Below are 25897 nucleotides of genomic sequence, written 5' to 3'. Positions count from 1 at the left end.
GTATGTTATATTATCCATAACGGCTTCCTTATTTGACTTATTTTTTTATTATATCTAATTTTTTTATTAGATATCACAGGAAAGCCGTTTTTTTATGTCTGAATTTTTAGTTGATCACTAATTTAGATTATTAACTACATCATTAAATTTAAATTTTAGTGGGATAAAATTTTAAACACATATATACAAGTAATGATTTATAAAACAAAATCCTCCAAACTATCAAAAGCTTGGAGGAATTTTCTCGTTTATAATTTAAAATCTACTATCTATTTTGGATAGTAATGAAAATTGTTCTATTATCACGTAAGAACTTAAACACTACTAAATCTTCATTATTTAGTTTATCTAGTGCTTCATTTACGTCTTTAATAGATTTTACATCTTTATCTTGAATAGAAACAAGTTGGTCACCAGATTTAATACCGTATAGAGCAAATGGTGAGTTTTTACCTAGTTTATCTACTACAACACCTTTATCTGTCACTTTAAAGCTAGTGCCTAAGATTTGCGCTTGCTCTGCATTTGCATTACTACCTTGACTATTTGCGGCAACAGCTGCTCTGTCACTTGTAACTTTAGTTTTATAAGTTTGACCATTTCTAATGTAAGTAACATCAAAAGTAGTATTTACTGGTTGTGAACTTACTAGTGATCTTAGTTGGTTAAAGTCTACAATCTTAGTACCATTTACCTCAATAATAACGTCACCTGCTTTTAGACCTGCTCTATCTGCAGCTGTACCTGGGAAAACTTCATTAATAAATGCCCCTTCGGTTACAGGAATCTTATTAATGTCAATTAAGGCTTGGTTTAGATCATTACCACGAATACCAATTTGACCACGGGAAACTTTACCGTCTTTGATTAACTGATCAGAAATTGATTTAACAATATTCGAAGGAATTGCAAAACCTATACCAACTGAACCACCTGATTTAGATAAAATCGCTGAGTTAATCCCAATTAGGTTACCATTTAAATCTACTAAAGCACCACCTGAGTTTCCTGAGTTAATCGAAGCATCAGTTTGGATATAGTTATCGTATAGGTTTAAAGAAGTAGAGCGGTTTAAAGCCGAAACAATACCTTGAGTTGCGGTTAAACCAATACCAAATGGGTTACCAATTGCAACAACAAAATCACCAATTTCAGCTGTAGAAGAATCACCTAAAGTAATTTGTTGTAAATTAGTGAATTTTTCTAATTTTAATACTGCTAAATCTGTATCTGGGTCAGTACCTACTATTGTTGCATTATAGGTTCTATTATCATATAGCTTAACTTTAATAGTTTTTGCCCCTTGAATTACGTGATAGTTAGTAACTACGTAACCATTTTTAGCATCTATAATAACCCCAGAACCTAGTTGACGAACATTTTGTTCAACTGGTTGGCTATTTTGTCCATTATTTCCTAATAAGTCTTGGAATTGTTTAGGGAGTAAATCTCCAAAGAAATCTAATGGATTTTGAGCTTGCACTCGCTCAACTGCTTTAACATCAATAGATACTACTGCAGGTAGTACACGTTTAATCATTGGTGCTAAAGAGTTTTTTGTTGATATACTTGGAGCTTGAACTGTTACTTGACTGTTGGTGTCAGCGTAAGCTTGTGGAGCTGTTAAAGCAAAGCTAGATACACCGATTGTAATTAAACTAAGACTTGCAGCAATTGCAGTTTTAATAAAATTTTTATTTTTACTCATTGTCAATCTCAATTATTAATAAAAAATGGTATAATAAGCCAGATGACTTATACCGTTAGTTCTTTTTTCTCTTAAGTTATATAGCTTTTTTTTTATTTTACAAGTTAAGGATAATATGAGTTGGTTTGATAAAATCAAGAGTTCTATCCAAAAGACTCTATCATCTTCAGAAAGTAGTGTAATCCCAGAAGGCGTATGGACTAAATGTTCAGGCTGTGGACAAACACTATATACTAAAGATTACGAAGCAAATTTAAATGTATGTCAACATTGTAATCATCACGGTAGACTAAATCCTCATACTAGACTACAGAAATTTTTAGACGAAGGTTCATACGAAGAATTATTTACAAATATTCAACCTAAAGATCCTTTAAACTTTAAAGATCTTAAGTCATATAAAGATCGTTTAAAAGCAGCAAAAAAATCAACTAATACAGATGAAGCCCTAATTGTTTATCAAGGAACAGTTAACGGGATCAAAGTTGTTTGCTGTGCATTTAACATTGATTTCATGGGGGGATCTATGGGATCAGTTGTTGGTGAAAGATTTACAAGAGCTGCAACTCTTGCTTTAGAAACAAAATCTGCTTTAATTTGTTTCTCTGCATCTGGTGGTGCACGTATGCAAGAAGGTTTAGTTTCTTTAATGCAAATGTCAAAAACCTCGGCAGTATTAGCAAAACTAAAAGAAAACAGTATTCCATTTATCTCTGTTTTAACTGACCCTACTTTTGGTGGTGTTTCAGCTTCTTTAGCTATGCTAGGTGACGTAATTATTGCTGAACCTAAAGCTTTAATTGGTTTTGCTGGTCCACGTGTAATTGAACAAACAATTCGTGAAAAACTTCCAGAAGGTTTCCAACGCTCTGAGTTCTTACTCGAGCATGGGGCAATAGATCAAATCGTAGAACGTAAAGATCTTCCTAATTACATTAGCTCTTTAATAGCTAAATTACAAAAGTTACCAGCATTAAGCGAAGAAACTAATTAGCTATTGGCAAAGAAATAATTGCAAAATACTAAGAGTCATCTTTTAGTATACACATATAAGCTTAGTCTTTTTATAAAAAAAGACTAAGCTTTATTTTTATTCCAAATGAGGCAAAAGGTAAAAGATAAATCTAGTCTTTTATTTCCTCGTATACCTTTGCTTCTCCTTGAAATTTATTGACAAAATACTGAGAACACTGTATAATGTGGGCATATAATTTATTTTTACATTTATAATGTTTAGTGTAAAAGCTAAGCATTTTTTTTATATCTGAATTTAGAAAAATGCTACCTAACCAAAAAACTGTAATTGCTTTAGTTGGTAGACCTAATGTTGGTAAGTCTACATTATTTAATCGTCTGACAAAAACTAGAGACGCTTTAGTTGCAGATTTCCCTGGCTTAACTCGCGATAGAAAATATGGCATCGCTCGTTATCAGGATCAAGAGTATATCTTAATCGATACAGGCGGTTTAGAAGGTAACGAAGAAGGAATTGAGACTAAAATGGCTGAACAGTCATTATTAGCAATTCAAGAAGCTGATATAGTATTTATGCTCGTGGATGCTAGAGCAGGTTTAATTCCTGGAGATACTGCGATTGTAAATCTTCTTCGTAAACGTGAAAAGCCAGTAATTCTAGTTGCTAACAAGATTGATGGTTTAGATAAAGAACAAGCTTTAGCCGACTTCTATGTTCTAGGCTTTGATAAAGTTATGGGTATTTCTTCATCTAATAACATCGGAGTATCTAGTTTACTAGACTTTACATTTGACTTTATAGACTCTGAGAAAGTGCATCACTCAGATGATGCAGATTTTGCTGATCAAGAACAAGCTCTTTATGATGATCAAGACGATGAAGAGTTCGAAGAAGAGCAAGAACTAATTGATGAAGAGTTTGAGTATCTCGATGAAAGTGAAATTGAATCAAAAATTCATGATGTTACTGAAGCTTCAATTCGTAATGATCTTGATGAAAGAGCAAACCAACTTTTACAAAATAATATCAAAATTGCTCTAGTAGGTCGTCCAAATGTTGGTAAGTCAACTTTAACTAACTGTCTTCTTGGCGAAGATCGAGTTATAGTTTATGATATGCCTGGTACGACAAGAGATTCTATTTATATTCCACTTGAACATAATGGGCAAAATTACACCATTATTGATACAGCAGGTGTACGTCGTAAAGGAAAAATCTACGAAGCTGTTGAGAAATTCTCAGTAATTAAAACCTTACAAGCAATCGAAGATGCTAATGTTTGTTTATTAGTAATTGATGCTACTCAAGGGTTAGCAGACCAAGATTTAAGCTTACTAAGCTTTATTTTAAATGCAGGTCGTTCTATTGTTATTTTACTCAATAAATGGGACGCGGTTACTGATGATGAACGTAAAGCTATTCGTGACGAAATAGATCGTAAACTAGGTTTTGCAAACTTTGCTCGTATCCATTATATTTCGGCTCTTAAAAAACACGGAATTGGGGATATTTTCAAATATGTGCAAGAAGCCTACTTATCAGCAAATGTAAAAGTAAACACATCAATGCTGACAAGAATTTTACAGATGGCTTTACATGCTCACCAACCACCACAAGTTAATGGTCGAAGAGTTAAATTAAAATATGCTCATGCTGGTGGACACAACCCTCCAATTATTGTTGTTCATGGTAATATGTCAAAAGAATTACCTGAGTCATATAAAAAATACTTAATTAACTATTTTAGAAAAACTTTAAATATTATTGGTTCACCAATTAATTTTAAATTCGAAGATAGTAAAAATCCGTATAAAGATAAACGTAATAAGTTAACAAAATCTCAAATTCGTAAACGCAAACGTCTACAAAAATTTATTAAACGTCAATCTTAAAAAATGGGGAGAGCAATCTCCCCTTTTTTTCATATTAATTGCTTGTAGTGTTATAATTAGTCTTACGTAAACTATCTCTATTATCTTAATGGAAAGAAACTATTTAATTACAGGCGGAGCTGGTTTTATTGGCTCTCATCTTGTAAATCAAATAATTAATGACAATTATACTTTTAGCTCACAGATTATTGTTGTAGACAAGCTTGACTATGCTGCTAATTTAGATAACTTAAAGCAGTGCTTTGAAGACCCACGTTTCTCTTTTTATCAAATTGATATTAAAGATAGCCAAGCAATGCTAAGAATTTTAAATGAGCACAAGATTAATACTATCATTCACCTTGCTGCTAAATCACACGTAGATAATTCTATTGACAGCCCTTTAGACTTTATTACTAATAATGTAGTAGGGGCAATAAACTTAATTTCCTCAGTTAAGCTTTACTTAGATAGCTTGAATGAATTTGAACGTGCTAATTTTAAATTTGTTAATATAAGTACCGATGAAGTTTTTGGCGATCGGGAAGGGAAAGCTCCAGCAAATGAGTTAACAGCTTATAATCCAAGCTCTCCTTACAGTGCTTCAAAAGGGGCAACAGATTTAATTTTTAATTCTTTTGTCACTACCTATAATATTCCTGTTTTAACTTTATACCTTTGTAATAATTACGGTCCGCGTCAATATCCAGAAAAACTAGTTCCTGTTTCTATATTACAGTTAATGCGAGGACAAAAGGTAAAACTATATGGCAATGGAAAGCAAGTAAGAGGATGGATGTATGTAAAGGATACAGCGAGTCTGATTCTTAAAATTGTCAATGAGTGGATTCCGCGTAAGTCAGATAGGTTTGTTATCGGGGGAGAGTATTTAAGTAACACGCTTGTGGTTAATTACATTGCTCAAGCATTAGAAGAAATTTATCCTTTAGCAAATAACTCTAATGTTAATTGCAACCTTCAAAGCTACAATGATCTTATTGAGTTTACCAGTGATCGTCCTGGTCATGATCGGAAATATCAAGTTGATGATGCTTTATTACAAACAAAAAATATTCCACTCCCTGTAAATAATTTTAAAGCACATATAAAAGACACGATTAAGTGGTATCTTGAAAATTCACGTCAAGAGCTAAGTAAACTCAATCTCTATGACTATCAAGAGTCTAAAAGTAATCCATTTACCCGCAATAAAAGAAAATAATGAAAAAAAGTTCTCTATTTCGTAAAGCATTTATGTTTTTCCGCAGAACTAAAGGTTTTAAGGGAATAACAAAAGGTATTTTTCATCTATATTTGATTTTTATAACCGTATTAGGTAATGGTGTTTCGGTTGTTGCTGGAGCTCTTACCTATAACACTTTATTAGCTATAGTACCTATTGTTTTAGTATTCTTCTCAGTATTGCATATGTTACCTGCATTTACTGATATGAGAGAATCCTTACAAAACTTTATTTTTGCAAATATTTCTCCAAGCAATGTCGAAGACTTTAACTCCGTTTTTGATAATATTATTGCTAAAACCGCAAACTTAGGTTTACCTTCGGTTGCTTCTTTATTTGTTATCGCTTTTTTACTAATTCGCACTATTGATAAAACTATCAATAAAAATATTTGGCAAATTAAAGATAAAAGAAGTATGCTTCAAAGCTTTACTTCTTACTGGACAGTAATTAGTTTTGGTCCAATTTTGCTAGGTGGAATAGTTTTTATCAAATCTTATTTAATTGGCATTTACAGCCTAGATAATGATCTTATCAGTAGCAGTATTTTAATCTTTTTAAATTACATCCAGTCCTTTATGTTATGGTTTATTTTATTCTTTACTTATACAGTATTCCCTAACACTAAAGTAAATTGGATAAAAGGGGCTATAGCCTCGTTCTTAGCTGTTTTAGGTTTAAATCTCGCTAAGTTAGTTTTTGTTTACTATGTAACAAATATTGCTTCTTACTACGTTATTTATGGGGCAATTGCAGCCTTTCCAATTACCGTATTTTGGTTATACATTGTTTGGTATATTGTTTTAATGGGTGCTGCCTTAACTAAAGTTTTAAATCAAAACAACTTTTATACTTTATACCGCTCTTATTTACTCGAAGAAAGTAATCGTTAAAAAAAGGTCCTCTGATAAATCATCAGAGGACTTTTTTAGTATAGAATTTATAAACACTTTGCAGGCTTAGGTAATCCTGCTAACTTAGCCACAGTTTTTGCGGGACTGTCATTGAACATTTTTTGTAAATAGCGCGAATTGCCAATTTGATCACCATATGCCTTTTGTAAATTTTTTACTAGCATACGTATTGAAGGTGTTGTTTGAAACTGCTCAAAGTAATTGCGGACAAAATTAATAATTAACCAGTGACTTTCGGTTAACTCAATATTCTCTGCCTGAGCTATTTGCCAAGCTATTTCCGTATTCCATTGACTTTGATCAATAAGATACCCTTCAGAATCTTTAGCTAAGTCTTGATATGTATATGTCATTTTAATTACCTTTCAAGCAAATAAGGATAATCTTAGACCATTATAGCACAAAAAAATAAGAGTTCCTTGCTCAGGAACTCTCATTAATAAATTAGTTATTAGTTATTACGGTTACCAAAGATGTTTAATAAAGAGATAAATAAGTTGTAAACATCAATTAATAAACCTAAAGCTAGTTGAGTTACAGATAATAACCCAGTGTTAATAGCTACTGATAATCTGTATAGAATTAAACCACATGAAACTAAAGCTACTACATAAGAAAGAGCTAAGCCTAAGAAAGATGATTTAATTAAGAAAGCGTTTAGTAAACCTACAACAACTGCTGATAAAATGATTACAAATAAGATACCACCAATTTTAGTGAAGTCTTTTTTGGTAACTACAGCATAAGTTGCTAAAGTAATAAAGATAGCAGCTGTTGATAAAAGTGCGTTAATTACAACACCTGCACCTTGATAGCTGATGTACATAGCTACAGTAGGGATAACAGCAAAACCTAGTAAAGCACCCACAGCTACAACCGCTGCATAACCTGCTGGAGTATCACCTAAAGAAGGAATGAAGAAAGTACCAGCAAAAACTAATAAGAATGCAACTAGAGAATAAGTAGGGTTAATAAAGCCTGAGATTAGGCTGAAATATCCTGTAGCAATCGCTGCTATAACAGATACACCTAATAATGCAAATGCTTTACGTAACACAACGCTACGCACATCATTATAAGCATATGAACCAGTTTTTGTAATGATAGAAGACATCGATTTTCCTTAATTTGTGTTGATGTTACTATCCTTATAAACAGAAGATGTATATAAGGTAGTTTTTGTTGTTTTCTTATTACATATATACTATTAAAAATTGAGATTTTCAATAGCAGTTTTTATGCAGATTTACCATCTGTTTTACATTTAATTATATTACAAAAATTAAAAAATGTAAAAAAGTTTGCCTAAATTTGTATATTTTGCCATTATGAACAAACTTTTGATATAATAGTCGAGATAAAATCATACTCTTATTGAAATAAACGTATATATGAACGTAAAAATTCCTGCTTTTATAAATATTCGCAATGAAGCGAACCGTCGTTCTGACTTTAAAGGTATTATTCAGAAGGATAATTTTAAACGCTTTCCTCTCGATACCGTTAAGTCGATTAACTCAGATGCCGAAGTAGAGCTTAGTTGTGAATTTGATTATGAAAAGCACCCTCTAGCTCGAGGAAAAGCAAAAATCAATGTAACATCAACTTGCATGCGTTGCATGGAAGATTTTAGTTATGATGTTATTGCAGAATTTATTTTATGTGCAGTATCTTCTGAGGAACAAGCGGATAGTCTCCCTCCAGAGTATTCTCCTTTATTAATTAACGAATTTGGTGAAGTTAATCTAATTGAAGGAATTGAGGAAGAGCTAATTATGAATATAGCTCTAACGCCAAAACATCCAAATGAAAGCTGTAATCCATTTTTAGATGCTACAGAATACGCAGATGAAGATGAAGAAGAGCATACTCCAGTAAATAATCCATTTGCGGCCTTAAATGAACTTAAAGGCAAATTAGGTAAATAATAAAAATATTTGTCTTTAATAATAATTCGTGATATAATTATCCAGTATTTTAAAGCACGCTCGACCAGTAGTTTAGATTAATGTTTAAATTTTAAACGCTTTTTACCTGGTTGGCGACTCTAACTTAAAATTTAAACGTCGGGAGACACTTAAATGGCAGTTCAACAGAACCGTAAAACTCGTTCTCGCCGTGGCATGCGTCGTTCACACGACTTTTTAACTGCACCTGCTATCTCTAAAGATGCAACTACAGGTGAAATGCACTTACGTCACCACGTAACTGCAGACGGTTACTACCGCGGTAAAAAAGTATTAGAAGTTAAATAATTCTTCTTAGGTATTCCAGCTTAGGAATACCCCGTATTTTTAAATAGACTACTTAGATTAAATTATAAGTAGTTACTAGCCAAGACTAGTTACACAGAACTCATAGGCTTTTACAACATAAGAAAAAGTCCATCCTATAATCGTTATTTCAAAGATATTGATTTTTTACTTTATGTTTGTTCGTGAGTTCCCATATTTAATTTTTAAAGGGACTTGCATAAGTCCCTTTTAATTTATCTGATTTTTAGAACTATGTATTCAAAAGTAGTTGCTACAGGCAGTTTTATACCTTCTAACTTCTTGACTAACGAAGATTTAGAAAAAAGAGTAGATACTAGTGACGAATGGATCACAACTCGCACTGGTATAAAAAGTCGTCCAGTTATGGACGATGATATGACAGTTCCTGATATGGCTTATAATGCAGCTCAAGATGCTGTTAAATCATTACAAGCAAAAGATCCAAACTTCAATGTTGAGGAAATTGGTTTAATTATTTGTGCAACAACAACTTCTAGCAGTATGTTCCCTTCGTGTGCTTGTCAAGTACAAGGACGTATAGGAATTAAAGATTGCATTTCTTTTGATGTTGCAGCAGCGTGTAGTGGTTTTGTGTATGCCCTAAGTGTTGCAGATAAATTTATTAAAACAGGTACTGTTAAAAAAGCTTTAGTTATTGGGGCAGATGCCCTATCTAAAACCTGTGACCCTTTAGATAGATCAACTATTATTCTCTTCGGGGATGCAGCAGGTTGTTTTATTTTAGAAGCTAGCGAGCAAGCGGGTATTATTAGTACTCACCTTCACGCTAACAACGAACATGCAGAAATTTTAACTTTAGACAATAAGCAATTTAAAGCAGAATCTCATTTACAAATGCAAGGTAATGCAGTATTCCGTCTTGCGGTTGCTGAGTTAGCTAATGTTGTTACAGAAACATTAGAAGCTAATAATATGGATAAGTCTGAAGTTGACTGGCTAGTACCACACCAAGCAAATATTCGCATTATTGCCGCAACTGCGAAAAAATTAGATCTCCCTATGGATCGAGTTATATTAACCATTGAAAAACATGGTAATACATCTGCAGCTTCGATCCCAACTGCATTTGACTCTGCAGTAAAAGAGAATAAATTCCAAAGTGGTGATATAATTTTATTAGAAGCCTTTGGTGGTGGTATGACTTGGGGTTCAGCATTAATTAAATACTAACCCTTTATTTTTATAATTTTGACTCTATATTTTAATAGAATATAAAAGTTCCCTATATCCTTATCAAAAATAATGTTCAAATCTATCATTCGTTACTGGTAGGTTGTTTTAATAGGTAATTTATATGAGTAACTTTGTACACGAATTAACAGATGCAGAATTCAACGAAAAAGTAGCAAATAAAGATGCTAACTTAGGTCTTGTGTTAGTTGACTTCTGGGCTCCTTGGTGTTCACCTTGTTTACAATTAGCTCCATTTGTTGAACAAGCAGCAGAAAAACTAGCTGGTAAAGCAACGTTCTACAAATATTTAGTAATTCCAGAAGAGCAACAAGAAGCTCGCATGCTAAATGGGGTGAGAAACATTCCAACTATCTTATTATTTAAAGATGGTGTTTTAGTTGATAGACGCGTTGGTTGCCTAGAATCAAACAACGTTGAAGAGCTATTATCATTCGTGGAAAAACACTTATAATAATTGCATTAACTTTGTTAGTAAACTAAAGGTTGTTGTACCCAATGAAAAAATTTGCTAAATCAATTCTTGCTTTTAGTTTAGGCTTGAGCCTAGTTGGAACTAGTTTTGCTTCCTTAGATGTATCAAATAACAGTAACTCTGTAGTTGCAACTTATAATGGACAAGCTGTATTAGTTTCAGATATTAGACCTTACTTAAAGGGAAGTAACAATGGAGTTTATTCTGATGAAGCAGTAAAGAATGCTGTAAAAGCTTATGTTGTTACACAGTTAAAAACTGAGTGGGAAGCAAAAGCTCGTGCATCTATTTCCGTTACTGAAGCAGAGATCGACAATGTCCTCTATTCTGAAGCTGCGAGAAATGGTTTAACTTACTCTGACTTTGTTCGTGCTTTAGCTTATCAAGGATATTCACTGCAACAAGTGAGATCTCAAATCCGTAATGGTTTATATCAACAAAAAATGAATGAATTCTTAAGTCAAAATGTACAAACCCAAATTGACCGAGATGCAATTCAGTTTGAAGGATATAAAAATTATCAAATTGCTTTAGCAGAGAATAACTTAGCTCAGGTAGATACTTATAACGTAAGTTATATCTTTATCCAAACAACTCCTTTATTTTCTAGTGAACAAGCTAAAGCTAAAGCATTAGATATTTACAGACAAATTAATAGAAACCAGATTACTTTTGCTAAAGCTGCTCAAGAATACTCAGATGATATTATTTCAGCAGCTAACGACGGTTTACTAGGAAACGTCGATACTATCAAAAATGATCAGGAAAGATACGTAATCAGCCAAACTGTTGATCGTATGAAAGTTGGACAAATTTCTGCACCTGTAGACCTAGGTACAGGTTGGGCAATTATCAAATATAATGCCAAAGAAAAAATTGATGCGACTTTAAATGATTATGTTGAAGCTGCATTCCAACAAACTTTAAGATCACGTTATAACAGTAATACTACCCTTGAGCAATTTTTACTTAACTCGGTAGTTATTAATTACGTATTTGAACAATAATTGTTACAAAGAGCTAGGAAGTAAACTAGCTCTTTTTCATATCTAAGCCAAAATTATGCAAAATAAAAGTCATTTAGGTCACGTAGCCAAAAAGAGATTTGGACAAAACTTTCTTATTGACCAAGATATAATCCAAGCGATTATTTTAGCGATAAATCCAACTAACAAAGATAACTTAATAGAAATTGGACCTGGTCTGGGAGCTTTAACCGAGCCAGTTAGTGAACTGGTAGATAAGTTTACAGTTATTGAAGTAGATAAAGACTTAATTGAACGTCTAAAAACACATCCATTTTTATCGCCAAAGCTAACCATTATTGATAGTGATGTACTTAGTATAGATTTTACAAAACTAGCGGTTAGCGATAAAAAAATGAAGGTATTTGGTAACCTGCCTTACAACATTAGTTCTCCATTAATTTTACATTTGTTAAATCATACTGATATAGTTGCAGAAATGACCTTTATGTTACAAAAAGAGGTTGTTGAACGTTTAGCAGCTGATAAGGGTAACAAACATTATGGTAGACTAAGTTTAATTACTCAGTACTTTTGCAAAGTGCTACCAGTAGTAGAGGTACCTCCTTCGAGCTTTAAACCTGCACCAAAAGTAGATAGTGCAGTAGTTAAACTTATTCCTCATGCTAACATTAAAAATCCTGTTAAATCAGTAAAAAGCTTTGAAACAGTTACAGGTTTAGCTTTTAGCCAAAGAAGAAAAACTATTCGTAATTCATTAGGTAAATTAATCCAAGATAATGAATGGGAAGAATTAGCACAATTTGGCATAGAGCCAGGCATGCGTGCCGAAGAATTAAGCTTAGAGCAATATGTATCTTTAACCAATTATGCTATAGATAAAGACTTGTTTGCTCGTTTAAATTAAGCCATAAAAAAGGAAGAAGCAGTGCTTCTTCCTTTTTTATTATTTAGTACGCGGACGAACAATACCGCGTTTAACATCAGAACGACGTAAGAACTCAACAAATAAACTAACACAAGTAGTATTAGTAGCTAATTGTTGTAATTCATTAATAGCTTCTTCAATTGTTTTACCTTGACGGTAAATTGTACGATAAGCTTGTTTTAATTGACTAATTTGGAAATCAGTAAATCCACGTCTAGTTAAACCCGTAGTATTTAAGCCAATAGCAACGGCATGGTTACCTTGAGCTAATACATATGGCGGAACATCTTGGCTTACTCCTGAGCAACCACCAACCATTACATGAGAACCTATATTCACAAATTGGTGTACAGCTGTCATACCACCAAGTACCACAAAGTTATCGATAACTACGTGACCACCAAGAGTTGTATTATTAGCTAGAATATTGTGGTTTCCAATAACACAGTCATGGGCAACATGGGTATTAACCATGAGAAGGTTATCATCACCTATAACAGTTTTTGAGATACCTTGTAGTGTACCGCGGTGAATTGTACATGATTCACGGATTGAGTTACGATCCCCAATAATAACTTGAGTTTCTTCTCCGCGATATTTAAGATCTTGGTTAACTTCACCTATAGTAACAAAAGAATAAATTTTATTATCTTTACCAATTGTGGTAAATCCTTTAACTACCACGTGTGAAACTAACTCAGTCCCTTCACCAATTGAAACATTATCTTCAACGATACAAAAAGGACCAATTTTTACATTGTCAGCAATGTTTGCTTTTTCAGAAACAATTGCTGTTGGGTGAATAATTGCTAAAGGAGAAATACTCATAATTAAATACCTCTACGAGCACACATTAAATCAGCTTCGCAAACAAGATTTCCGTCTACATAAGCTTTACCTGTAAATTGGGCAATTCCACGACGTTCTCTTAAGAAGTTAACCTCAATAAGCATAGTATCACCAGGTAATACTGGACGTTTAAAACGTGCGTTATCTACAGCTGCAAAGTAGTATAGCTCGTTCGGTGGTAATTCACGAGTTTTAAATGCTAAAACTCCAGTTGCTTGAGCCATAGCTTCAAGAATTAATACACCTGGAAAAATTGGTTTGTGTGGGAAATGACCTGTAAAGCAAGGTTCATTATAAGTTACGTTTTTAATTGCTTTTAGCCATTTACCTTCTTCCCAATCTAACACGCGATCTACTAATAAGAAAGGGTAACGATGAGGGAGAAGAGACATTATCTCATCAATTTCAATAACACGTTCTGGATTTACTTTTAAGTCTGACATCTAATAAACCTATTTATTTCGTTTTAATAAATCTGTAAGTTCTTCAACCTGTTTTTCAAGTTGTTTTAATCTCATCGCCTGATCTTTTAGATTATCGTAACGTAACATCACTGTACTACGTAACCATTTTTTATTATCTTCCACAGGGATACCAGAAGAGTAAACTTTACCACTTTCAGTTAAGCTATGTGGCACCATAGCCATACCTGTTACCGATACGTGATCAGCAATATTGATGTGTCCGTTAAATACCGAAGCACCACCAATAATACAATATTTTCCAAAAGTTACAGAACCAGCAACAATTGTACCACCTGCCATTGCAGTACCCATACCAACTTTACAGTTGTGACCTAAGTGAATATGATTGTCAATAATTACATCATTTTCCACTACTGTATCATGCAGAGCACCACGATCAATACTTGTTAAAGAACCTATTTCAGTTCTTGCCCCGATAACTGTTGTACCAACTTGAGGAATTTTAATCCATCTTCCTTGCTCATTTGCATAACCAAAGCCGTCAGCACCAAGAACAGTTAAGCTGTGTACTACAACATAATCTGCAAGTTTAACGCTATGGTAAAGAACAACATGAGGGTGAAGGCGAACATTATTACCTAAGACACAATTGTCCCCTAGAGAACAGTGATTTTCAATAATGCTATTATCGCCAACAACAACGTTTTCTCCTAAAACAACGTAAGCTCCAATATGTACATTTTCACCTATAGTACAACTTTGAGGGATTACTGCAGTTTGATGAATTCCTGGTTTTACTTTAGGAGTTGTATCTAGCACTTGCGAAACTTTTGCAAAAGCTACATATGGATCTTTTACGATTATTTTGGTTACATTAGGGTTAGTGATTTCTTCGGCAAGTTTTTCTGTTACTAAAACAGCTTCTGTACAGCCTGAATTTACAAACGCTAAGTAATGCTTATCTTTTATAAAGCCAATAGAGTTTGGAATATATGTTTCACTATCTAGAGGGTGACAAGCTGTAATTGATTTATTAGTATTTGCACAATTAACTAGTTGACCACCAGTTAATTGCGCAATTTCAAGTAATGTAATCTCAGTCATTTTGGAAGTTGAGCCTGTGTTGGTTTTATTAGGCTTTATTATATTACTTTTTTAAATATTATTGTACTAATTTTAATATTTGTGGCGTAACATCAACCGCATTTACATAGTAAATAGCTGCACGTGAGTCTACGATAATTGAAATTTTTTGTTCCGCAGCATATTTAGCTACAATGTCACGTACAGTTTTATCAACTTTATCAAGTTCAACGTTTTGGAAGTCATTCATTTCTCTTTGAAGTTGTTGTACTTGAGCTTGATAATCAGTGTATTTTTTCTCAAAAGCTTGTGCTTTTTGGTTAAATGCTGTTTCACGTGATTTTAATTGTGAACCTGTTAATTTACCACCTTGAAGATCAGCGTCTAATTGTTGTTTTAATTTTTCTAGTTCACTATTTTCTTGGCTTAGCTCTTTACCTAAAGCTTCTAGATCATTATTTCTTTGTTGGAATTTATCATTAAAGATTTTTGCACTATCAGTAAAAGCTTTAGATGATTGTACTAATTGATCATAGTTAACTACCGCAACTGTAACAGTTTGAGCTGGAGTAGAAGCTGCAAATGCAGGAGCTGAAATAGTGCCTAAAGATGCTAAACCTAAAACTACAGAAGTTAGAAGATATTTTTTTAATTTCATATAATTCGTATCCTTGAAAAAGAGTATGCGAAGAATTAACAGGAATACCTGTTAATTCTTCTTAGATCTGATTAATACGTAGTACCGAAGTTAATACCAAAGATTTCTTTATCATCATAACTTTTCGATACAACAGGAGTACCTAGGTAGAAAGATAAAAGACCTAAAGGTGATTGCCAGTCTAGATTAATCCCTGTAGTTACACGGAAATTAGGTTTAGACCAGTCTTCGTAACCATTTAAGATACTTTGATCAAGTGAAGCTGTATATTTTTTCCATTGTGTACTCCATACAGCAGCTGTATCAACGAAGAATGATGTTCTAATTGATTTAGCTACTTCACCTCTAAAGAGTGGGAAGTATAAATCAACACCACCATATACAATTGAGTCACCCCCAACTACTTCATAAGTATTTACTCGTGTGAAGCTAGAAGCTGAAAGGTTTGTACATGTAGAACCAGTTGAACAGTTAATTGAAGCAGGACCTACAGAAGCATCACTTAGACCACGTAGTGTACCAGCTCCACCAGCTGTATAAAGAGCAGAAATAGGTAAGTATTTACCATCCATAGCTACGGCGTGAGCAGCTGCTATACGTGTTCCTAACACCCAGTTTCTGTTATTAGAAAGTGGTGTGAAAGTTTTAAAACTAGCTTGCATTGAATAGTATTTATCCGTAGAAGCTAAAGATGTAATACCCGCACCTATAGTAAAATCATACCCTTTTGTTGGGAATAAATAACGATCGTATGTATTTAGGTTATACGATAAATTAAAGGTAATATCACGCGTTCTTACAGTCCAACGACCATTTTCGATATCTTGGCCAATTGATTGTAAGTAAAGCATACGGTAGTATTCAGGATATAAGTTATAGTATTTGTTGTTTTCATAGGTAACACTACCAGATAAAGTACCATAACGAGATACTGGAATAGAAGTACCTAGAGTTAAACCATATACTGTTTGACGATAATTATATCCGTAATAACGTCTATATTTCTCGGTATTAATTTTTGAATAATAAACCGAAGTATTTAAACTCAGACCATAAGTAGTAACATAAGGTTCAGTATAGTCTATAGCTCCGTATAAACGACCTGATGATCTTTCGGCAGTAATACCAACACTTCTACCAGTTCCTAAGAAGTTATTTTGTTGTAATTTTGCCGTATAAGTAATACCTTGAGTACTACCATAACCTAAACCGATTTGGAAACTACCATTTGCAGTTTCTTTTACATCATAGTAAAGGTTAAGTAAGTCAGAAGTACCAGCAACTGTTTCAGTACGGAAAGAAGCGTCTGAGAAATTACCACTTCTTAATAAAGTAGATACGTCTTGATTTACTAAGTTTAAATTATAAATCGAGTTCTCTTGTTGTAAAAGCGTACGACGAATTACTTCATCTTTTGTTAAGTAGTTACCATTGAAAATAATGGTATTTACAGTGTAACGTGCCCCTTTATCAACGGCAATAACAATTTCTAAAGTATTATTCGCGTCATCAAATCTTAATACAGGTTCAATATTAGCATTTGCATAACCTAGTCCTGCAAGATAATCTTTAATCGCTTGCACTGTAGCGTCAACAGATGCTTTGTTATAGTTGTTACCTACAACTACTTTATTTAATTTTTTGAACTCTTCATCTAAAGCTGTATTACGTGAGAAAAAGCTAATACCAGAAACTTTGTATAAAGCACCTTCATCAACCGTAACAGTAAAGGTTACGTCTTGAGGTTTTTCCGTACTTAAGTTTGCTTCTTGTGTGCTAACAATTCTAAATTTAGCATAACCTCTGTCTTTATAGTAGTTGGTTATGTTATCAAGAAGTAATTGTTTGTTTTGACTATTAAAGTTCGAATTATGATAGAAGTTATACCAACGCGTATCTGGTCTAATAGTAGAGTCAGAAAGTAGTTCTTTTTCGGTAAAAGTTTTATTACCAACAATATTTAAAGTTCTTAAATATGCTCTTTTCTTCTCATCTACAATAACTTGAACATTAACTGTACCATCATCTAAAGTAGAGATACGTGTACTTACGGCTACTTGAGAATAACCCTGACTTTGGTAGAATCTCTCTACTTCTTCATTTAATTGTGTTAAGGTATCTTCGTTTAGAATAGCACCTTGACGAATACCATTTTGTTCGTAAGTTTGACGAATTTGATCAGTTGGGATTAAGGAGTTCCCCGTAAAGTTTACTGATGCAATTGTTTGTTTTAATTTCAGATCAATAACAAGATTGTTGCCAACTTTATTTACCGAAACATTATTAAAATTACCAGTAGCATAAAGCTTTCTAATAATTTGGGCAATTTCATTATCATTAATCGTTGCCCCTTGTTTAAGGTTTAAAAGATCAATGATATCTTGGCTTTGCGATTGGTTTACCCCTTTAACTTCAACTGAATCTAATTGAAAAGGGCTAACAGCTAACGCTGGAATGCTAAGAGCTAGCATTAACTTGGTTAATAAAAACTTTTTCATGAAGGGAAATTTCTCTTTAACTTCTCTTTTTAAAATAGAAGGAAAATACTTCTATAACTTTCTTTAAAGTAACCTTTTTATTATAGAATAATTTTTCTCTTTTTGCTTAGTAATAATATAAAACCAGAGAAAAAATAAGAGGTTCTTTATAAAAGTAACCTCTATAAATATATGCCTTAATACTGAATTTTCAACTAAAACGTAAAGAAATTGTCTAGGGTTAAGAATAACCAATAGTACGCCATAAACATAAATGAAGGCTGTAAACTATCTAAACGATCTAGAACCCCACCATGACCAGGGATTAAATTAGAAGAGTCCTTAATTTTAGCACGACGTTTTAGGAAAGATTCGGTTAAGTCACCATGTACTGAGAAGAGCACGGTAATTAAAGTAAACATATAGAAAGCAACCATACGTTTATTGTTAACCATGTAGTCACTTAGAGAGGTAAAGTTGACAAAGATTATGGCACAAATCATTGCCGTAAACACCCCACCTAAAAGCCCTTCTAAAGTTTTATTAGGTGATATTTTTGGACTCATTTTGGTTTTACCAAAAGCTCGACCGAAAAAGTAAGCACCACTATCAGTACATGCAACTAAAAAGAACATGTAAATCATGAATACAGGTGAGTTATTTGGATTAAATGATAGCGTTGAACCATCATAATATCTAATCGCAAATACTCCAGCAAAGAAAGCTCCATTACTTAGAGCTGCAAAAAGAGCTACTAAGCGTGGATGCATTATCTCCATTAGAGTTTCTGTACGACGATAAATCACTAAAGAGAACAACCAAATGAACATAGCATAGAACATTATTGTCTCATAGTTATTTACCAGCAATCTATTTACATTCGCAAATCTATCAGTCCCAAATGCTAACCATGCCGAAAACACTGGGAAAAATGGGAACAGGGTTGCAAAAATTATAATCGCCATATACAACCAACGCCATTTGCGAGTTGGTTCTAAATTTGGGTTATCGTTATAAATTAGCTTGGAATATTCCCAAATTGATAAGCAAGCAATTAATAAAAATACGGCAAAAAATACAGGAAAGGGAGCCACTAATACAACTAATAGTAAACCTATAATCAAAGCTATCCCTGAAATTAATCTTTGTTTCATAATTAATTAAACTCCACCAAAACGGCGTACTCTTTTAGAAAATATATTTAGAGCTCTATCAAATAATTCCGCATTAAATTCAGGCCAATATTCCTCTAAGAAAACAAACTCACTATAAGCTGCTTGCCAGAGAAAGAAATTACTAATTCTTTGTTCATTCGAAGTACGAATGATTAAATCTATTGGATCTTGCTCTGTAACGGTTAAATTCTCTTCAATTAAATTAGTTAAAAACATTTCATCACTATACTTAGTTTTTAACTCTTCAATTTTGCTCGCCATTACCTGAGGATCGTCAAGATAATTTTTTAACTCATCTAAAGCAAGAGATAATACTTTTGCCGTAGCGTTAGTGATATCCCAACGTCCACTATAATTTAAAGCAACATTAAGATTTAGCCCTGTATTACTTGCTGATTCTTCAACCATAGCTTGCAACTTCTTTTGCAACTCAGGTGAGAATACTTTTATATCACCTATAGGGGTAAACTTAATATTATTCTTTTTCAAAAACTTTTGGTTATTTACGAGAACTCTTAAAAAGAGCTTCATAAGATGTTCTACTTCCTCTTTTGGTCTTTTCCAGTTTTCCTTAGAAAAGGCATATAGAGAAAGAGACTTTATCCCTAAGTTTGAAGCATGCTCAATGGTTCGTCTTACGGCTAGAGCACCTGCATTATGCCCACTTTTCTGGCTTTTATTCTTTTCTTTGGCCCAGCGTCGACTTCCATCCATAATTATGGCAACATGCTGCGGTAAGTTTGCATTATTATTTTGCATTGCAACTGCTGTTAATTAAATTTTGGCATATTACTCTAGCTTGCAAGTCAATTTCTTTAATTTTAGCAAAATCAAAGTACTGACTTGCAAAGCCCATCTTTTGCATGGTCTCTAGAGTTTGTTTATTAAATTTATAGATATCCAAGTAAGATATTTTTTTAGCTAAAAATGCTTCTACGGTTACTTCATTAGCCGCATTTAAAATACATGTATAGGTATATCCTAATTTAAAACTCTCAATTGCAAGAGCAAAGTTAGGATATCTTTGATAGTCTACAGGAAAAAAGGTTAATCCTTGTAGTTTAAATAAATCTAAGCTTTGCACTGAAGAAACATCACGTTGCGGATAGTTTAAGGCATAGGCTATAGGAACACACATATCTGTAGGTCCCATTTGCACTAACAGAGATTTATCTAAATACTCAACACCTGAGTGAACTATTGATTGCGGGTGAATAATCGTTTTAATTTTATCAGGGTGACAATTAAATAAAACACACGCTTCAATAAATTCTAGCCCTTTGTTCATTAAAGTAGACGAGTCTATAGTAACTTTTGCTCCCATAGACCAGTTTGGATGTTTTAATGCTTGCTCTGGTGTAATCTCATTAAACTTATCTAGCTCTAAATGTAAAAAAGGACCACCAGATGCCGTTAGCACTATTTTTTCTACACCAACCTCATCTAAATCACAATGACAAACATTATTTTGCACCTCTAGAGGTAAGCATTGAAATATTGCATTGTGTTCCGAATCTACAGGAATTAGTTTTGCTTGGGGATTGTTTAGCAAAGCTTGCTTAATTAAATGCCCACCAACCACTAAACTCTCTTTATTTGCTAATAGTAATGTTTTACCTGAGTTTAAGGCTAACAGAGAACTTTCTAAACCAGCAAAGCCAACAATAGCTCCAACAACTACATTGGCCACGTCTGAAGCTACTAATTTGTTTATATTTTCTTTACCACAAATTACATGGATTTGGCTCGCTTGATCACCGAGCTTTTGGCGTAATTCTTGTTCTAACTGGTTTTGATAGCTTGCGTCAAATAAACCGCAATATTCTGGCTTAAACTGCACAACTTGTTCTACGAGTTTATTTACATTAGAATTAGCAAATAACCCTGATATTTTGCTCTTAGTTGGGTTATTTTGATAAGCAAGAACCTTTAATGTTGAAGTACCTATAGATCCAGTTGAACCAAGGATCAAAATTCTTTTCTGCATATATTTAAACAAATAAAAAACTAGTTGCAAAAGAACTTTCACAACTAGCTTATAGAAACAATTTTAGATTAGAAATCCATTAATTCTTTTTCTTTAGCTGCACAACGTTCATCTAAAACTTTTACGCTAGCTTCAGTAATTTTAGTTATTTGCTCTTCTGCACGTCTTTGATCATCTTCAGAGATTTCTTTATTTTTTAATAAAGCTTTAATCTTGTCATTAGCGTCACGTCTTACATTACGCACAGATACACGTGCTTTTTCAGTTTCAGCACGAACAACTTTCGTTAGTTCTTTACGACGCTCTTCAGTTAACGGCGGAAGAGGAACACGGATAGTATTACCGTTGTTACTTGGATTTAAACCTAGATCAGAAGTTAGAATAGCTTTTTCTACTGCAGCTAGAGATGAACGGTCAAACACTTGAACATTTAATGTTCTAGCATCTTCGGCTACAATATTTGCAAGCTGACGAATTGGAGTTAAAGCACCATAGTATTCAACTTGAACACCGTCAAGTAATGAAGGGTGGGCACGTCCTGTTCTGATTTTCGCAATGCTGTTCTCGTATGCTTCAATCGATTTATTCATACGTTCTTTAGCATCATTTTGAATTTGAGAAATCATATTTTACCTTTATTTAAATCTTTTGAATCTATCAAACTATCAATGGTTATTATAAACGATTTAACTCAAATCGGGAATTATTTTTCCGTAATAAGTGTACCTAAACTAGAGTCCACTACTACTTTTTCTAAATCACCGAAATTATGAATGTTAAAAATACGAATCGGTAGCTTATGATCACGAGCTAGAGTAAAGGCTGCTAAATCCATTACTTTTAGTTCTTTGGCAATTACATCATTGTATGTAATGTGTTCAAAGCGTTTAGCGTTAGGATTTTTACGCGGATCTGAATCATATACACCATCAACATTAGTTGCTTTAAGAACTACGTCAGCATCGATTTCAATACCACGTAAACATGCAGCACTATCAGTAGTGAAGAAAGGATTACCTGTACCACCACCAAATACAACTACACGACCTGAGTTTAATGCACGAATTGCATTACTCCAGTTATAGTTTTCACATACACCTGTTAAGTCTAATGAACTCATTAGGGTACAATTTAAACCTGCTCTGAATAAAGAGTCACGAATTGCTAAACCATTCATAACTGTTGCTAGCATTCCCATGTGATCACCTACCACACGGTTCATATTTAACTGAGCTAATTGAGCTCCTCTAAATAGGTTACCACCGCCTACAACTATAGCAACTTGTACTCCTAAATCAACTACTTTTTTTACTTCAGCAGTAATTCTATCTAATACATGCGGATCTATTCCAAAGCCTTCTTGACCTTGTAATGCTTCACCACTTAATTTTAATAAAATTCGGTTATATAAAGGTTTTGCCATAAACACTTCCGTGAAATTCTGCACATACAGCAAGAGGCCACAATGGCCTCTCACAGTAATCATCAATTAATTATTTGGTTGCTGCAGCAATTTTAGCTACTTCGTCAGCAAAGTTTTCTTCTTTTTTCTCGATACCTTCACCAACTTCAACACGGATGAATCTTTCTACATCTACTTTTTCGCCATTTAAGAAATCTTGAACAGAGATAGCTGGATCCATAACAAATGGTTGAGAAACTAAAGCAATAGCTGCTTTGAATTTAGCCATACGACCATTGATCATTTGTTCTTGGATGTTCTCTGGTTTCTTAGCGAAGTTAGGATCTTCGTTTGCAATACCTTTTTGAACTTCTAATTCTTTAGCTAAAACGTCAGCAGGGATTTCATCTTCACGTGCATATTCTGGACGAGAAGAAGCAATGTGCATACCTAATTTTTTAGCAACGTCTTCAGAAGCTGGATTTACTGCAACTAATACAGCAATTTTTGAACCGTGAGTGTAACCACCAATAAAAGTACCTTCGATTACTACTACACGACGGATTGTAATGTTTTCACCGATTTTAGCAACTAAAGCTGTACGCTCTTCTTCGAAGTGAGCTTGTAAAGCAGCTAAATCAGAAACATTGTTAGCTAATACATAATCTGCTACTTCATTAGCAAATTTGGTAAAGCTTTGGTCTTTAGCTACGAAGTCAGTTTCACAGTTTAACTCAACAACATAACCAGTTTTGTTGTCTGAAGTTACACGTGAAAGAACAATACCTTCTGCTGCTACGCGAGAAGCTTTTTTAGCAGCTTTTGCTTGACCGTTTTTACGCATGTTTTCAATTGCAGCTTCAATATCACCGTTAGTTTCAACTAAAGCTTTTTTACAATCCATGATGCCTGCACCAGTACGTTCACGTAATTCTTTTACTAGGCTTGCTGTAATTTCACTCATTTATATTTACCTTAAAGTTTAAAATTCTAATCCATATACGATATTATCGTACATGGATTAATATAAAAGATCTTTAATAGATTAATTATTCAGCTTTCGCTTTATCAGCTGCTGCTTTAGCTTTTTCACGACCTTCGTTTACAGCTGCAGCTGCTGCAGTAACGTATAAGTTAATTGCTTTGAAAGCATCATCGTTACCTGGGATAACAAAATCAACATCACGTGGACTTGAGTTTGTATCTACAACAGAAATAACTGGGATACCTAAATTACGAGCTTCTTTAATAGCGATGTGTTCATAGTCTGCAGATAGAATGAATACTAAATCTGGTAGACCATTCATGTTTTTGATACCGCCTAAAGATTTTTCTAATTTTTCTTTTTCGTGAGTACGTTTTAACGCTTCTTTTTTAGTTAATTTTTCTAAAACACCGTTTTCTTCATCACGTTCAAATTGATTTAATGTTTCAATTGATTTACGGATTGTTTTCCAGTTAGTTAACATACCACCTAACCAACGGTGATTTACGTAAAATTGACCACATGATTTAGCAGCTTGTTCAACTGCTTCAGAAGCAACACGTTTTGTACCTACGAATAGGATTTTGCCACGATTTGCAGCTACTTTTTCTAATTCAGCTAGAGCTGCGTTGAAGCATTCAGCTGTTTTATCTAAGTTAATGATAGATACACCGTTACGATCACCGTAAATGTATTCTTTCATTTGTGGATTCCAGTAACGACGTTGGTGACCAAAGTGTACACCAGCTGCTAACATATCGCGAACAGAAACTTTAACCATTTTTTATCCTTATATTAGGGTTGTTCTCCCACATGACCTCAGAATCAACCATATTATTTAGCTTAAGCTATGAATACATCTTCCACTGATTTGCACCAGCAATAATACAGCACCCTATTCTTGAGTGTTCATCATGTGTGATTATTGTTATTAATGAAAAATAAAACTAATTAAATGCTTATACACAAATATAAGCATGGGTATTATATCATAATTTATTTTATTTTGTAAAAAAAAGAGAGCAAAATGCTCTCTTTTTCTTAGTTTAGAAAAACTAAATTATTTAATGATGCTAGCAACAACACCTGCACCTACTGTACGGCCACCTTCACGGATAGCGAAACGTAGACCTTGATCCATCGCGATTGGGTGGATTAAGCTTACAGTCATTTTGATGTTATCACCTGGCATTACCATCTCAACGCCTTCTGGTAATTCGATTGTACCAGTTACGTCAGTAGTACGGAAGAAGAATTGTGGACGGTAACCTTTGAAGAATGGAGTGTGACGACCACCTTCTTCTTTAGTTAATACGTAAACTTCTGAATCGAAGTCTGAGTGAGGAGTAATTGTACCTGGTTTAGCTAATACTTGACCACGTTCAATTTCTTCACGTTTTGTACCACGTAATAATGCACCGATGTTTTCACCTGCACGACCTTCGTCAAGTGTTTTACGGAACATTTCAACAGCTGTTACAGTTGTTTTAGTAGTTGGTTTGATACCAACGATTTCAACTTCATCACCTGATTTAACGATACCACGCTCAACACGACCAGTTACTACTGTACCACGACCTGAAATTGAGAATACGTCTTCAATTGGTAATAAGAATGGTTGGTCGATTGCACGCACTGGATCAGGAATGTAGCTGTCTAATGTGCTTGCTAATTCAAGAATTTTTTCTTCCCACTCAGCTTCACCTTCTAAAGCTTTTAATGCTGAACCACGGATGATTGGAGTGTCATCACCTGGGAAGTTATATTGATTTAATAGATCACGAACGTCCATGTCTACTAATTCTAATAATTCTTCATCATCTAACATATCGCATTTGTTTAAGAATACGATAATGTATGGAACACCTACTTGACGTGCTAATAGAATGTGTTCACGTGTTTGTGGCATAGGACCATCTGTTGCAGCTACTACTAGAATAGCACCATCCATTTGTGCAGCACCAGTGATCATGTTTTTAACATAGTCGGCGTGTCCTGGGCAGTCAACGTGAGCATAGTGACGGTTTTCAGTATCATATTCAACGTGTGAAGTGTTGATTGTGATACCACGTGCTTTTTCTTCTGGAGCGTTATCGATTTGATCGAATGCACGAGCAGCACCACCGAAGTGTTTTGCTAATACAGTTGTAATAGCAGCTGTTAAAGTTGTTTTACCATGGTCAACGTGACCGATTGTACCTACGTTTACGTGCGTTTTGTTACGTACGAACTGTGACTTAGCCATTTTAATATTTTCCTATTTAAAA

The 25897-nt window shown here is 33.8% G+C and carries 26 protein-coding genes; 10 read left to right on the top strand and 16 right to left on the bottom strand.

Annotated elements, in window-relative coordinates; all coding sequences use genetic code 11:
* Positions 1-265 precede the first annotated feature (265 nt).
* Positions 266-1708: a Do family serine endopeptidase gene (locus CJP74_RS02905; protein ID WP_119496775.1), complete on the bottom strand. Its 1443-nt coding sequence runs from the start codon at positions 1706-1708 to the stop codon at positions 266-268.
* A gap of 115 nt (positions 1709-1823) precedes the next feature.
* Between CJP74_RS02905 and accD the strand changes: the two genes are divergently transcribed.
* The 4 genes from accD (at position 1824) to CJP74_RS02885 (ending at position 6691) form a co-directional block, all read left to right on the top strand.
* Complete coding sequence (gene accD / locus CJP74_RS02900) at positions 1824-2702, top strand: acetyl-CoA carboxylase, carboxyltransferase subunit beta (RefSeq protein ID WP_119496774.1); 879 nt, start codon at positions 1824-1826, stop codon at positions 2700-2702.
* 284 nt (positions 2703-2986) lie between these two features.
* Positions 2987-4576: a ribosome biogenesis GTPase Der gene (gene der / locus CJP74_RS02895; protein WP_119496773.1), complete on the top strand. Its 1590-nt coding sequence runs from the start codon at positions 2987-2989 to the stop codon at positions 4574-4576.
* Between the two features lie 88 nt (positions 4577-4664).
* Positions 4665-5777: a dTDP-glucose 4,6-dehydratase gene (locus CJP74_RS02890; RefSeq protein WP_119496772.1), complete on the top strand. Its 1113-nt coding sequence runs from the start codon at positions 4665-4667 to the stop codon at positions 5775-5777.
* Positions 5777-6691: a YihY family inner membrane protein gene (locus CJP74_RS02885; RefSeq protein ID WP_119496771.1), complete on the top strand. Its 915-nt coding sequence runs from the start codon at positions 5777-5779 to the stop codon at positions 6689-6691. Before CJP74_RS02890 ends, CJP74_RS02885 begins: the two co-directional genes overlap by 1 nt.
* 47 nt (positions 6692-6738) lie before the next feature.
* On the opposite strand, the gene CJP74_RS02880 is transcribed toward CJP74_RS02885, so the two are convergent.
* Complete coding sequence (locus tag CJP74_RS02880) at positions 6739-7065, bottom strand: TusE/DsrC/DsvC family sulfur relay protein (RefSeq protein WP_119496770.1); 327 nt, start codon at positions 7063-7065, stop codon at positions 6739-6741.
* Between the two features lie 98 nt (positions 7066-7163).
* The gene (locus CJP74_RS02875) at positions 7164-7826 is read right to left on the bottom strand and encodes a Bax inhibitor-1/YccA family protein (protein WP_119496769.1); all 663 of its coding nucleotides are present in this window, start codon (positions 7824-7826) and stop codon (positions 7164-7166) included.
* A gap of 277 nt (positions 7827-8103) precedes the next feature.
* Between CJP74_RS02875 and CJP74_RS02870 the strand changes: the two genes are divergently transcribed.
* The 6 genes from CJP74_RS02870 (at position 8104) to rsmA (ending at position 12568) form a co-directional block, all read left to right on the top strand.
* The gene (locus CJP74_RS02870; RefSeq protein WP_119496768.1) at positions 8104-8640 is read left to right on the top strand and encodes a YceD family protein; all 537 of its coding nucleotides are present in this window, start codon (positions 8104-8106) and stop codon (positions 8638-8640) included.
* Between the two features lie 153 nt (positions 8641-8793).
* Positions 8794-8967 carry a 50S ribosomal protein L32 gene (gene rpmF, locus CJP74_RS02865; protein ID WP_119496767.1) on the top strand — a complete coding sequence of 58 codons (174 nt, stop codon included), beginning with the start codon at positions 8794-8796 and terminating at the stop codon, positions 8965-8967.
* Between the two features lie 252 nt (positions 8968-9219).
* Positions 9220-10179 carry a beta-ketoacyl-ACP synthase III gene (locus CJP74_RS02860; protein WP_119496766.1) on the top strand — a complete coding sequence of 320 codons (960 nt, stop codon included), beginning with the start codon at positions 9220-9222 and terminating at the stop codon, positions 10177-10179.
* Between the two features lie 124 nt (positions 10180-10303).
* The gene (locus tag CJP74_RS02855; protein WP_119496765.1) at positions 10304-10654 is read left to right on the top strand and encodes a thioredoxin family protein; all 351 of its coding nucleotides are present in this window, start codon (positions 10304-10306) and stop codon (positions 10652-10654) included.
* Positions 10655-10698: 44 nt separating this feature from the next.
* Positions 10699-11682 (top strand): peptidylprolyl isomerase, encoded by a 984-nt coding sequence (locus tag CJP74_RS02850; RefSeq protein WP_119496764.1) that lies wholly within the window; start codon positions 10699-10701, stop codon positions 11680-11682.
* 55 nt (positions 11683-11737) lie between these two features.
* Positions 11738-12568 (top strand): 16S rRNA (adenine(1518)-N(6)/adenine(1519)-N(6))-dimethyltransferase RsmA, encoded by an 831-nt coding sequence (rsmA, locus tag CJP74_RS02845; RefSeq protein WP_119496763.1) that lies wholly within the window; start codon positions 11738-11740, stop codon positions 12566-12568.
* 39 nt (positions 12569-12607) lie between these two features.
* Here the strand turns inward: rsmA and lpxA are convergent, their stop codons facing one another.
* The 13 genes from lpxA to tuf form a co-directional block, all read right to left on the bottom strand.
* On the bottom strand, positions 12608-13417 hold the full coding sequence (gene lpxA / locus CJP74_RS02840) for an acyl-ACP--UDP-N-acetylglucosamine O-acyltransferase (RefSeq protein WP_119496762.1): 810 nt from the start codon (positions 13415-13417) through the stop codon (positions 12608-12610).
* Positions 13418-13419: 2 nt separating this feature from the next.
* The gene (gene fabZ / locus CJP74_RS02835) at positions 13420-13881 is read right to left on the bottom strand and encodes a 3-hydroxyacyl-ACP dehydratase FabZ (protein ID WP_119496761.1); all 462 of its coding nucleotides are present in this window, start codon (positions 13879-13881) and stop codon (positions 13420-13422) included.
* A 9-nt stretch (positions 13882-13890) separates the two neighbouring features.
* On the bottom strand, positions 13891-14967 hold the full coding sequence (lpxD, locus tag CJP74_RS02830; protein WP_119496760.1) for a UDP-3-O-(3-hydroxymyristoyl)glucosamine N-acyltransferase: 1077 nt from the start codon (positions 14965-14967) through the stop codon (positions 13891-13893).
* A 58-nt stretch (positions 14968-15025) separates the two neighbouring features.
* Complete coding sequence (locus CJP74_RS02825; RefSeq protein ID WP_119496759.1) at positions 15026-15604, bottom strand: OmpH/Skp family outer membrane protein; 579 nt, start codon at positions 15602-15604, stop codon at positions 15026-15028.
* 71 nt (positions 15605-15675) lie between these two features.
* Entirely contained in the window at positions 15676-18102 is a 2427-nt protein-coding gene (gene bamA / locus CJP74_RS02820; protein ID WP_119496758.1) for an outer membrane protein assembly factor BamA, read from the bottom strand.
* Between the two features lie 194 nt (positions 18103-18296).
* Positions 18297-19235, bottom strand: a complete 939-nt coding sequence (locus tag CJP74_RS02815) for a phosphatidate cytidylyltransferase (protein WP_119496757.1) — start codon at positions 19233-19235, stop codon at positions 18297-18299.
* A 6-nt stretch (positions 19236-19241) separates the two neighbouring features.
* Positions 19242-20015, bottom strand: a complete 774-nt coding sequence (gene uppS / locus CJP74_RS02810) for a polyprenyl diphosphate synthase (RefSeq protein ID WP_119496756.1) — start codon at positions 20013-20015, stop codon at positions 19242-19244.
* Entirely contained in the window at positions 20005-21243 is a 1239-nt protein-coding gene (gene dxr / locus CJP74_RS02805) for a 1-deoxy-D-xylulose-5-phosphate reductoisomerase (protein WP_119496755.1), read from the bottom strand. The genes uppS and dxr overlap by 11 nt, the downstream gene beginning before the upstream one ends.
* Positions 21244-21311: 68 nt before the next feature.
* A complete protein-coding gene (frr, locus tag CJP74_RS02800; protein ID WP_119496754.1) occupies positions 21312-21869 on the bottom strand; it encodes a ribosome recycling factor in 558 nt (185 codons plus the stop codon).
* 77 nt (positions 21870-21946) lie between these two features.
* Positions 21947-22666, bottom strand: coding sequence for a UMP kinase (gene pyrH, locus CJP74_RS02795; RefSeq protein WP_119496753.1), 720 nt, complete (start codon positions 22664-22666; stop codon positions 21947-21949).
* Positions 22667-22736: 70 nt separating this feature from the next.
* On the bottom strand, positions 22737-23609 hold the full coding sequence (gene tsf, locus CJP74_RS02790) for a translation elongation factor Ts (protein ID WP_119496752.1): 873 nt from the start codon (positions 23607-23609) through the stop codon (positions 22737-22739).
* Positions 23610-23694: 85 nt separating this feature from the next.
* Positions 23695-24411, bottom strand: coding sequence for a 30S ribosomal protein S2 (gene rpsB / locus CJP74_RS02785; RefSeq protein WP_119496751.1), 717 nt, complete (start codon positions 24409-24411; stop codon positions 23695-23697).
* 279 nt (positions 24412-24690) lie between these two features.
* Positions 24691-25875, bottom strand: a complete 1185-nt coding sequence (gene tuf / locus CJP74_RS02780; RefSeq protein ID WP_119496750.1) for an elongation factor Tu — start codon at positions 25873-25875, stop codon at positions 24691-24693.
* Positions 25876-25897: the final 22 nt, after the last annotated feature.

Origin of the sequence: Psittacicella melopsittaci (assembly GCF_003585925.1) — a bacterium.
Taxonomy (GTDB): domain Bacteria; phylum Pseudomonadota; class Gammaproteobacteria; order Enterobacterales; family Psittacicellaceae; genus Psittacicella; species Psittacicella melopsittaci.
This window is presented reverse-complemented; position numbering and strand designations above follow the sequence as displayed.

What these genes read in the sequence shown, in the direction of transcription:
- CJP74_RS02905 (WP_119496775.1), bottom strand. Translation starts at nt 1,708, where the DNA reads ATGAGTAAAAATAAAAATTTTATTAAAACTGCAATTGCTGCAAGTCTT.
- accD (WP_119496774.1), top strand. Translation starts at nt 1,824, where the DNA reads ATGAGTTGGTTTGATAAAATCAAGAGTTCTATCCAAAAGACTCTATCA.
- der (WP_119496773.1), top strand. Translation starts at nt 2,987, where the DNA reads ATGCTACCTAACCAAAAAACTGTAATTGCTTTAGTTGGTAGACCTAAT.
- CJP74_RS02890 (WP_119496772.1), top strand. Translation starts at nt 4,665, where the DNA reads ATGGAAAGAAACTATTTAATTACAGGCGGAGCTGGTTTTATTGGCTCT.
- CJP74_RS02885 (WP_119496771.1), top strand. Translation starts at nt 5,777, where the DNA reads ATGAAAAAAAGTTCTCTATTTCGTAAAGCATTTATGTTTTTCCGCAGA.
- CJP74_RS02880 (WP_119496770.1), bottom strand. Translation starts at nt 7,065, where the DNA reads ATGACATATACATATCAAGACTTAGCTAAAGATTCTGAAGGGTATCTT.
- CJP74_RS02875 (WP_119496769.1), bottom strand. Translation starts at nt 7,826, where the DNA reads ATGTCTTCTATCATTACAAAAACTGGTTCATATGCTTATAATGATGTG.
- CJP74_RS02870 (WP_119496768.1), top strand. Translation starts at nt 8,104, where the DNA reads ATGAACGTAAAAATTCCTGCTTTTATAAATATTCGCAATGAAGCGAAC.
- rpmF (WP_119496767.1), top strand. Translation starts at nt 8,794, where the DNA reads ATGGCAGTTCAACAGAACCGTAAAACTCGTTCTCGCCGTGGCATGCGT.
- CJP74_RS02860 (WP_119496766.1), top strand. Translation starts at nt 9,220, where the DNA reads ATGTATTCAAAAGTAGTTGCTACAGGCAGTTTTATACCTTCTAACTTC.
- CJP74_RS02855 (WP_119496765.1), top strand. Translation starts at nt 10,304, where the DNA reads ATGAGTAACTTTGTACACGAATTAACAGATGCAGAATTCAACGAAAAA.
- CJP74_RS02850 (WP_119496764.1), top strand. Translation starts at nt 10,699, where the DNA reads ATGAAAAAATTTGCTAAATCAATTCTTGCTTTTAGTTTAGGCTTGAGC.
- rsmA (WP_119496763.1), top strand. Translation starts at nt 11,738, where the DNA reads ATGCAAAATAAAAGTCATTTAGGTCACGTAGCCAAAAAGAGATTTGGA.
- lpxA (WP_119496762.1), bottom strand. Translation starts at nt 13,417, where the DNA reads ATGAGTATTTCTCCTTTAGCAATTATTCACCCAACAGCAATTGTTTCT.
- fabZ (WP_119496761.1), bottom strand. Translation starts at nt 13,881, where the DNA reads ATGTCAGACTTAAAAGTAAATCCAGAACGTGTTATTGAAATTGATGAG.
- lpxD (WP_119496760.1), bottom strand. Translation starts at nt 14,967, where the DNA reads ATGACTGAGATTACATTACTTGAAATTGCGCAATTAACTGGTGGTCAA.
- CJP74_RS02825 (WP_119496759.1), bottom strand. Translation starts at nt 15,604, where the DNA reads ATGAAATTAAAAAAATATCTTCTAACTTCTGTAGTTTTAGGTTTAGCA.
- bamA (WP_119496758.1), bottom strand. Translation starts at nt 18,102, where the DNA reads ATGAAAAAGTTTTTATTAACCAAGTTAATGCTAGCTCTTAGCATTCCA.
- CJP74_RS02815 (WP_119496757.1), bottom strand. Translation starts at nt 19,235, where the DNA reads ATGAAACAAAGATTAATTTCAGGGATAGCTTTGATTATAGGTTTACTA.
- uppS (WP_119496756.1), bottom strand. Translation starts at nt 20,015, where the DNA reads ATGCAAAATAATAATGCAAACTTACCGCAGCATGTTGCCATAATTATG.
- dxr (WP_119496755.1), bottom strand. Translation starts at nt 21,243, where the DNA reads ATGCAGAAAAGAATTTTGATCCTTGGTTCAACTGGATCTATAGGTACT.
- frr (WP_119496754.1), bottom strand. Translation starts at nt 21,869, where the DNA reads ATGATTTCTCAAATTCAAAATGATGCTAAAGAACGTATGAATAAATCG.
- pyrH (WP_119496753.1), bottom strand. Translation starts at nt 22,666, where the DNA reads ATGGCAAAACCTTTATATAACCGAATTTTATTAAAATTAAGTGGTGAA.
- tsf (WP_119496752.1), bottom strand. Translation starts at nt 23,609, where the DNA reads ATGAGTGAAATTACAGCAAGCCTAGTAAAAGAATTACGTGAACGTACT.
- rpsB (WP_119496751.1), bottom strand. Translation starts at nt 24,411, where the DNA reads ATGGTTAAAGTTTCTGTTCGCGATATGTTAGCAGCTGGTGTACACTTT.
- tuf (WP_119496750.1), bottom strand. Translation starts at nt 25,875, where the DNA reads ATGGCTAAGTCACAGTTCGTACGTAACAAAACGCACGTAAACGTAGGT.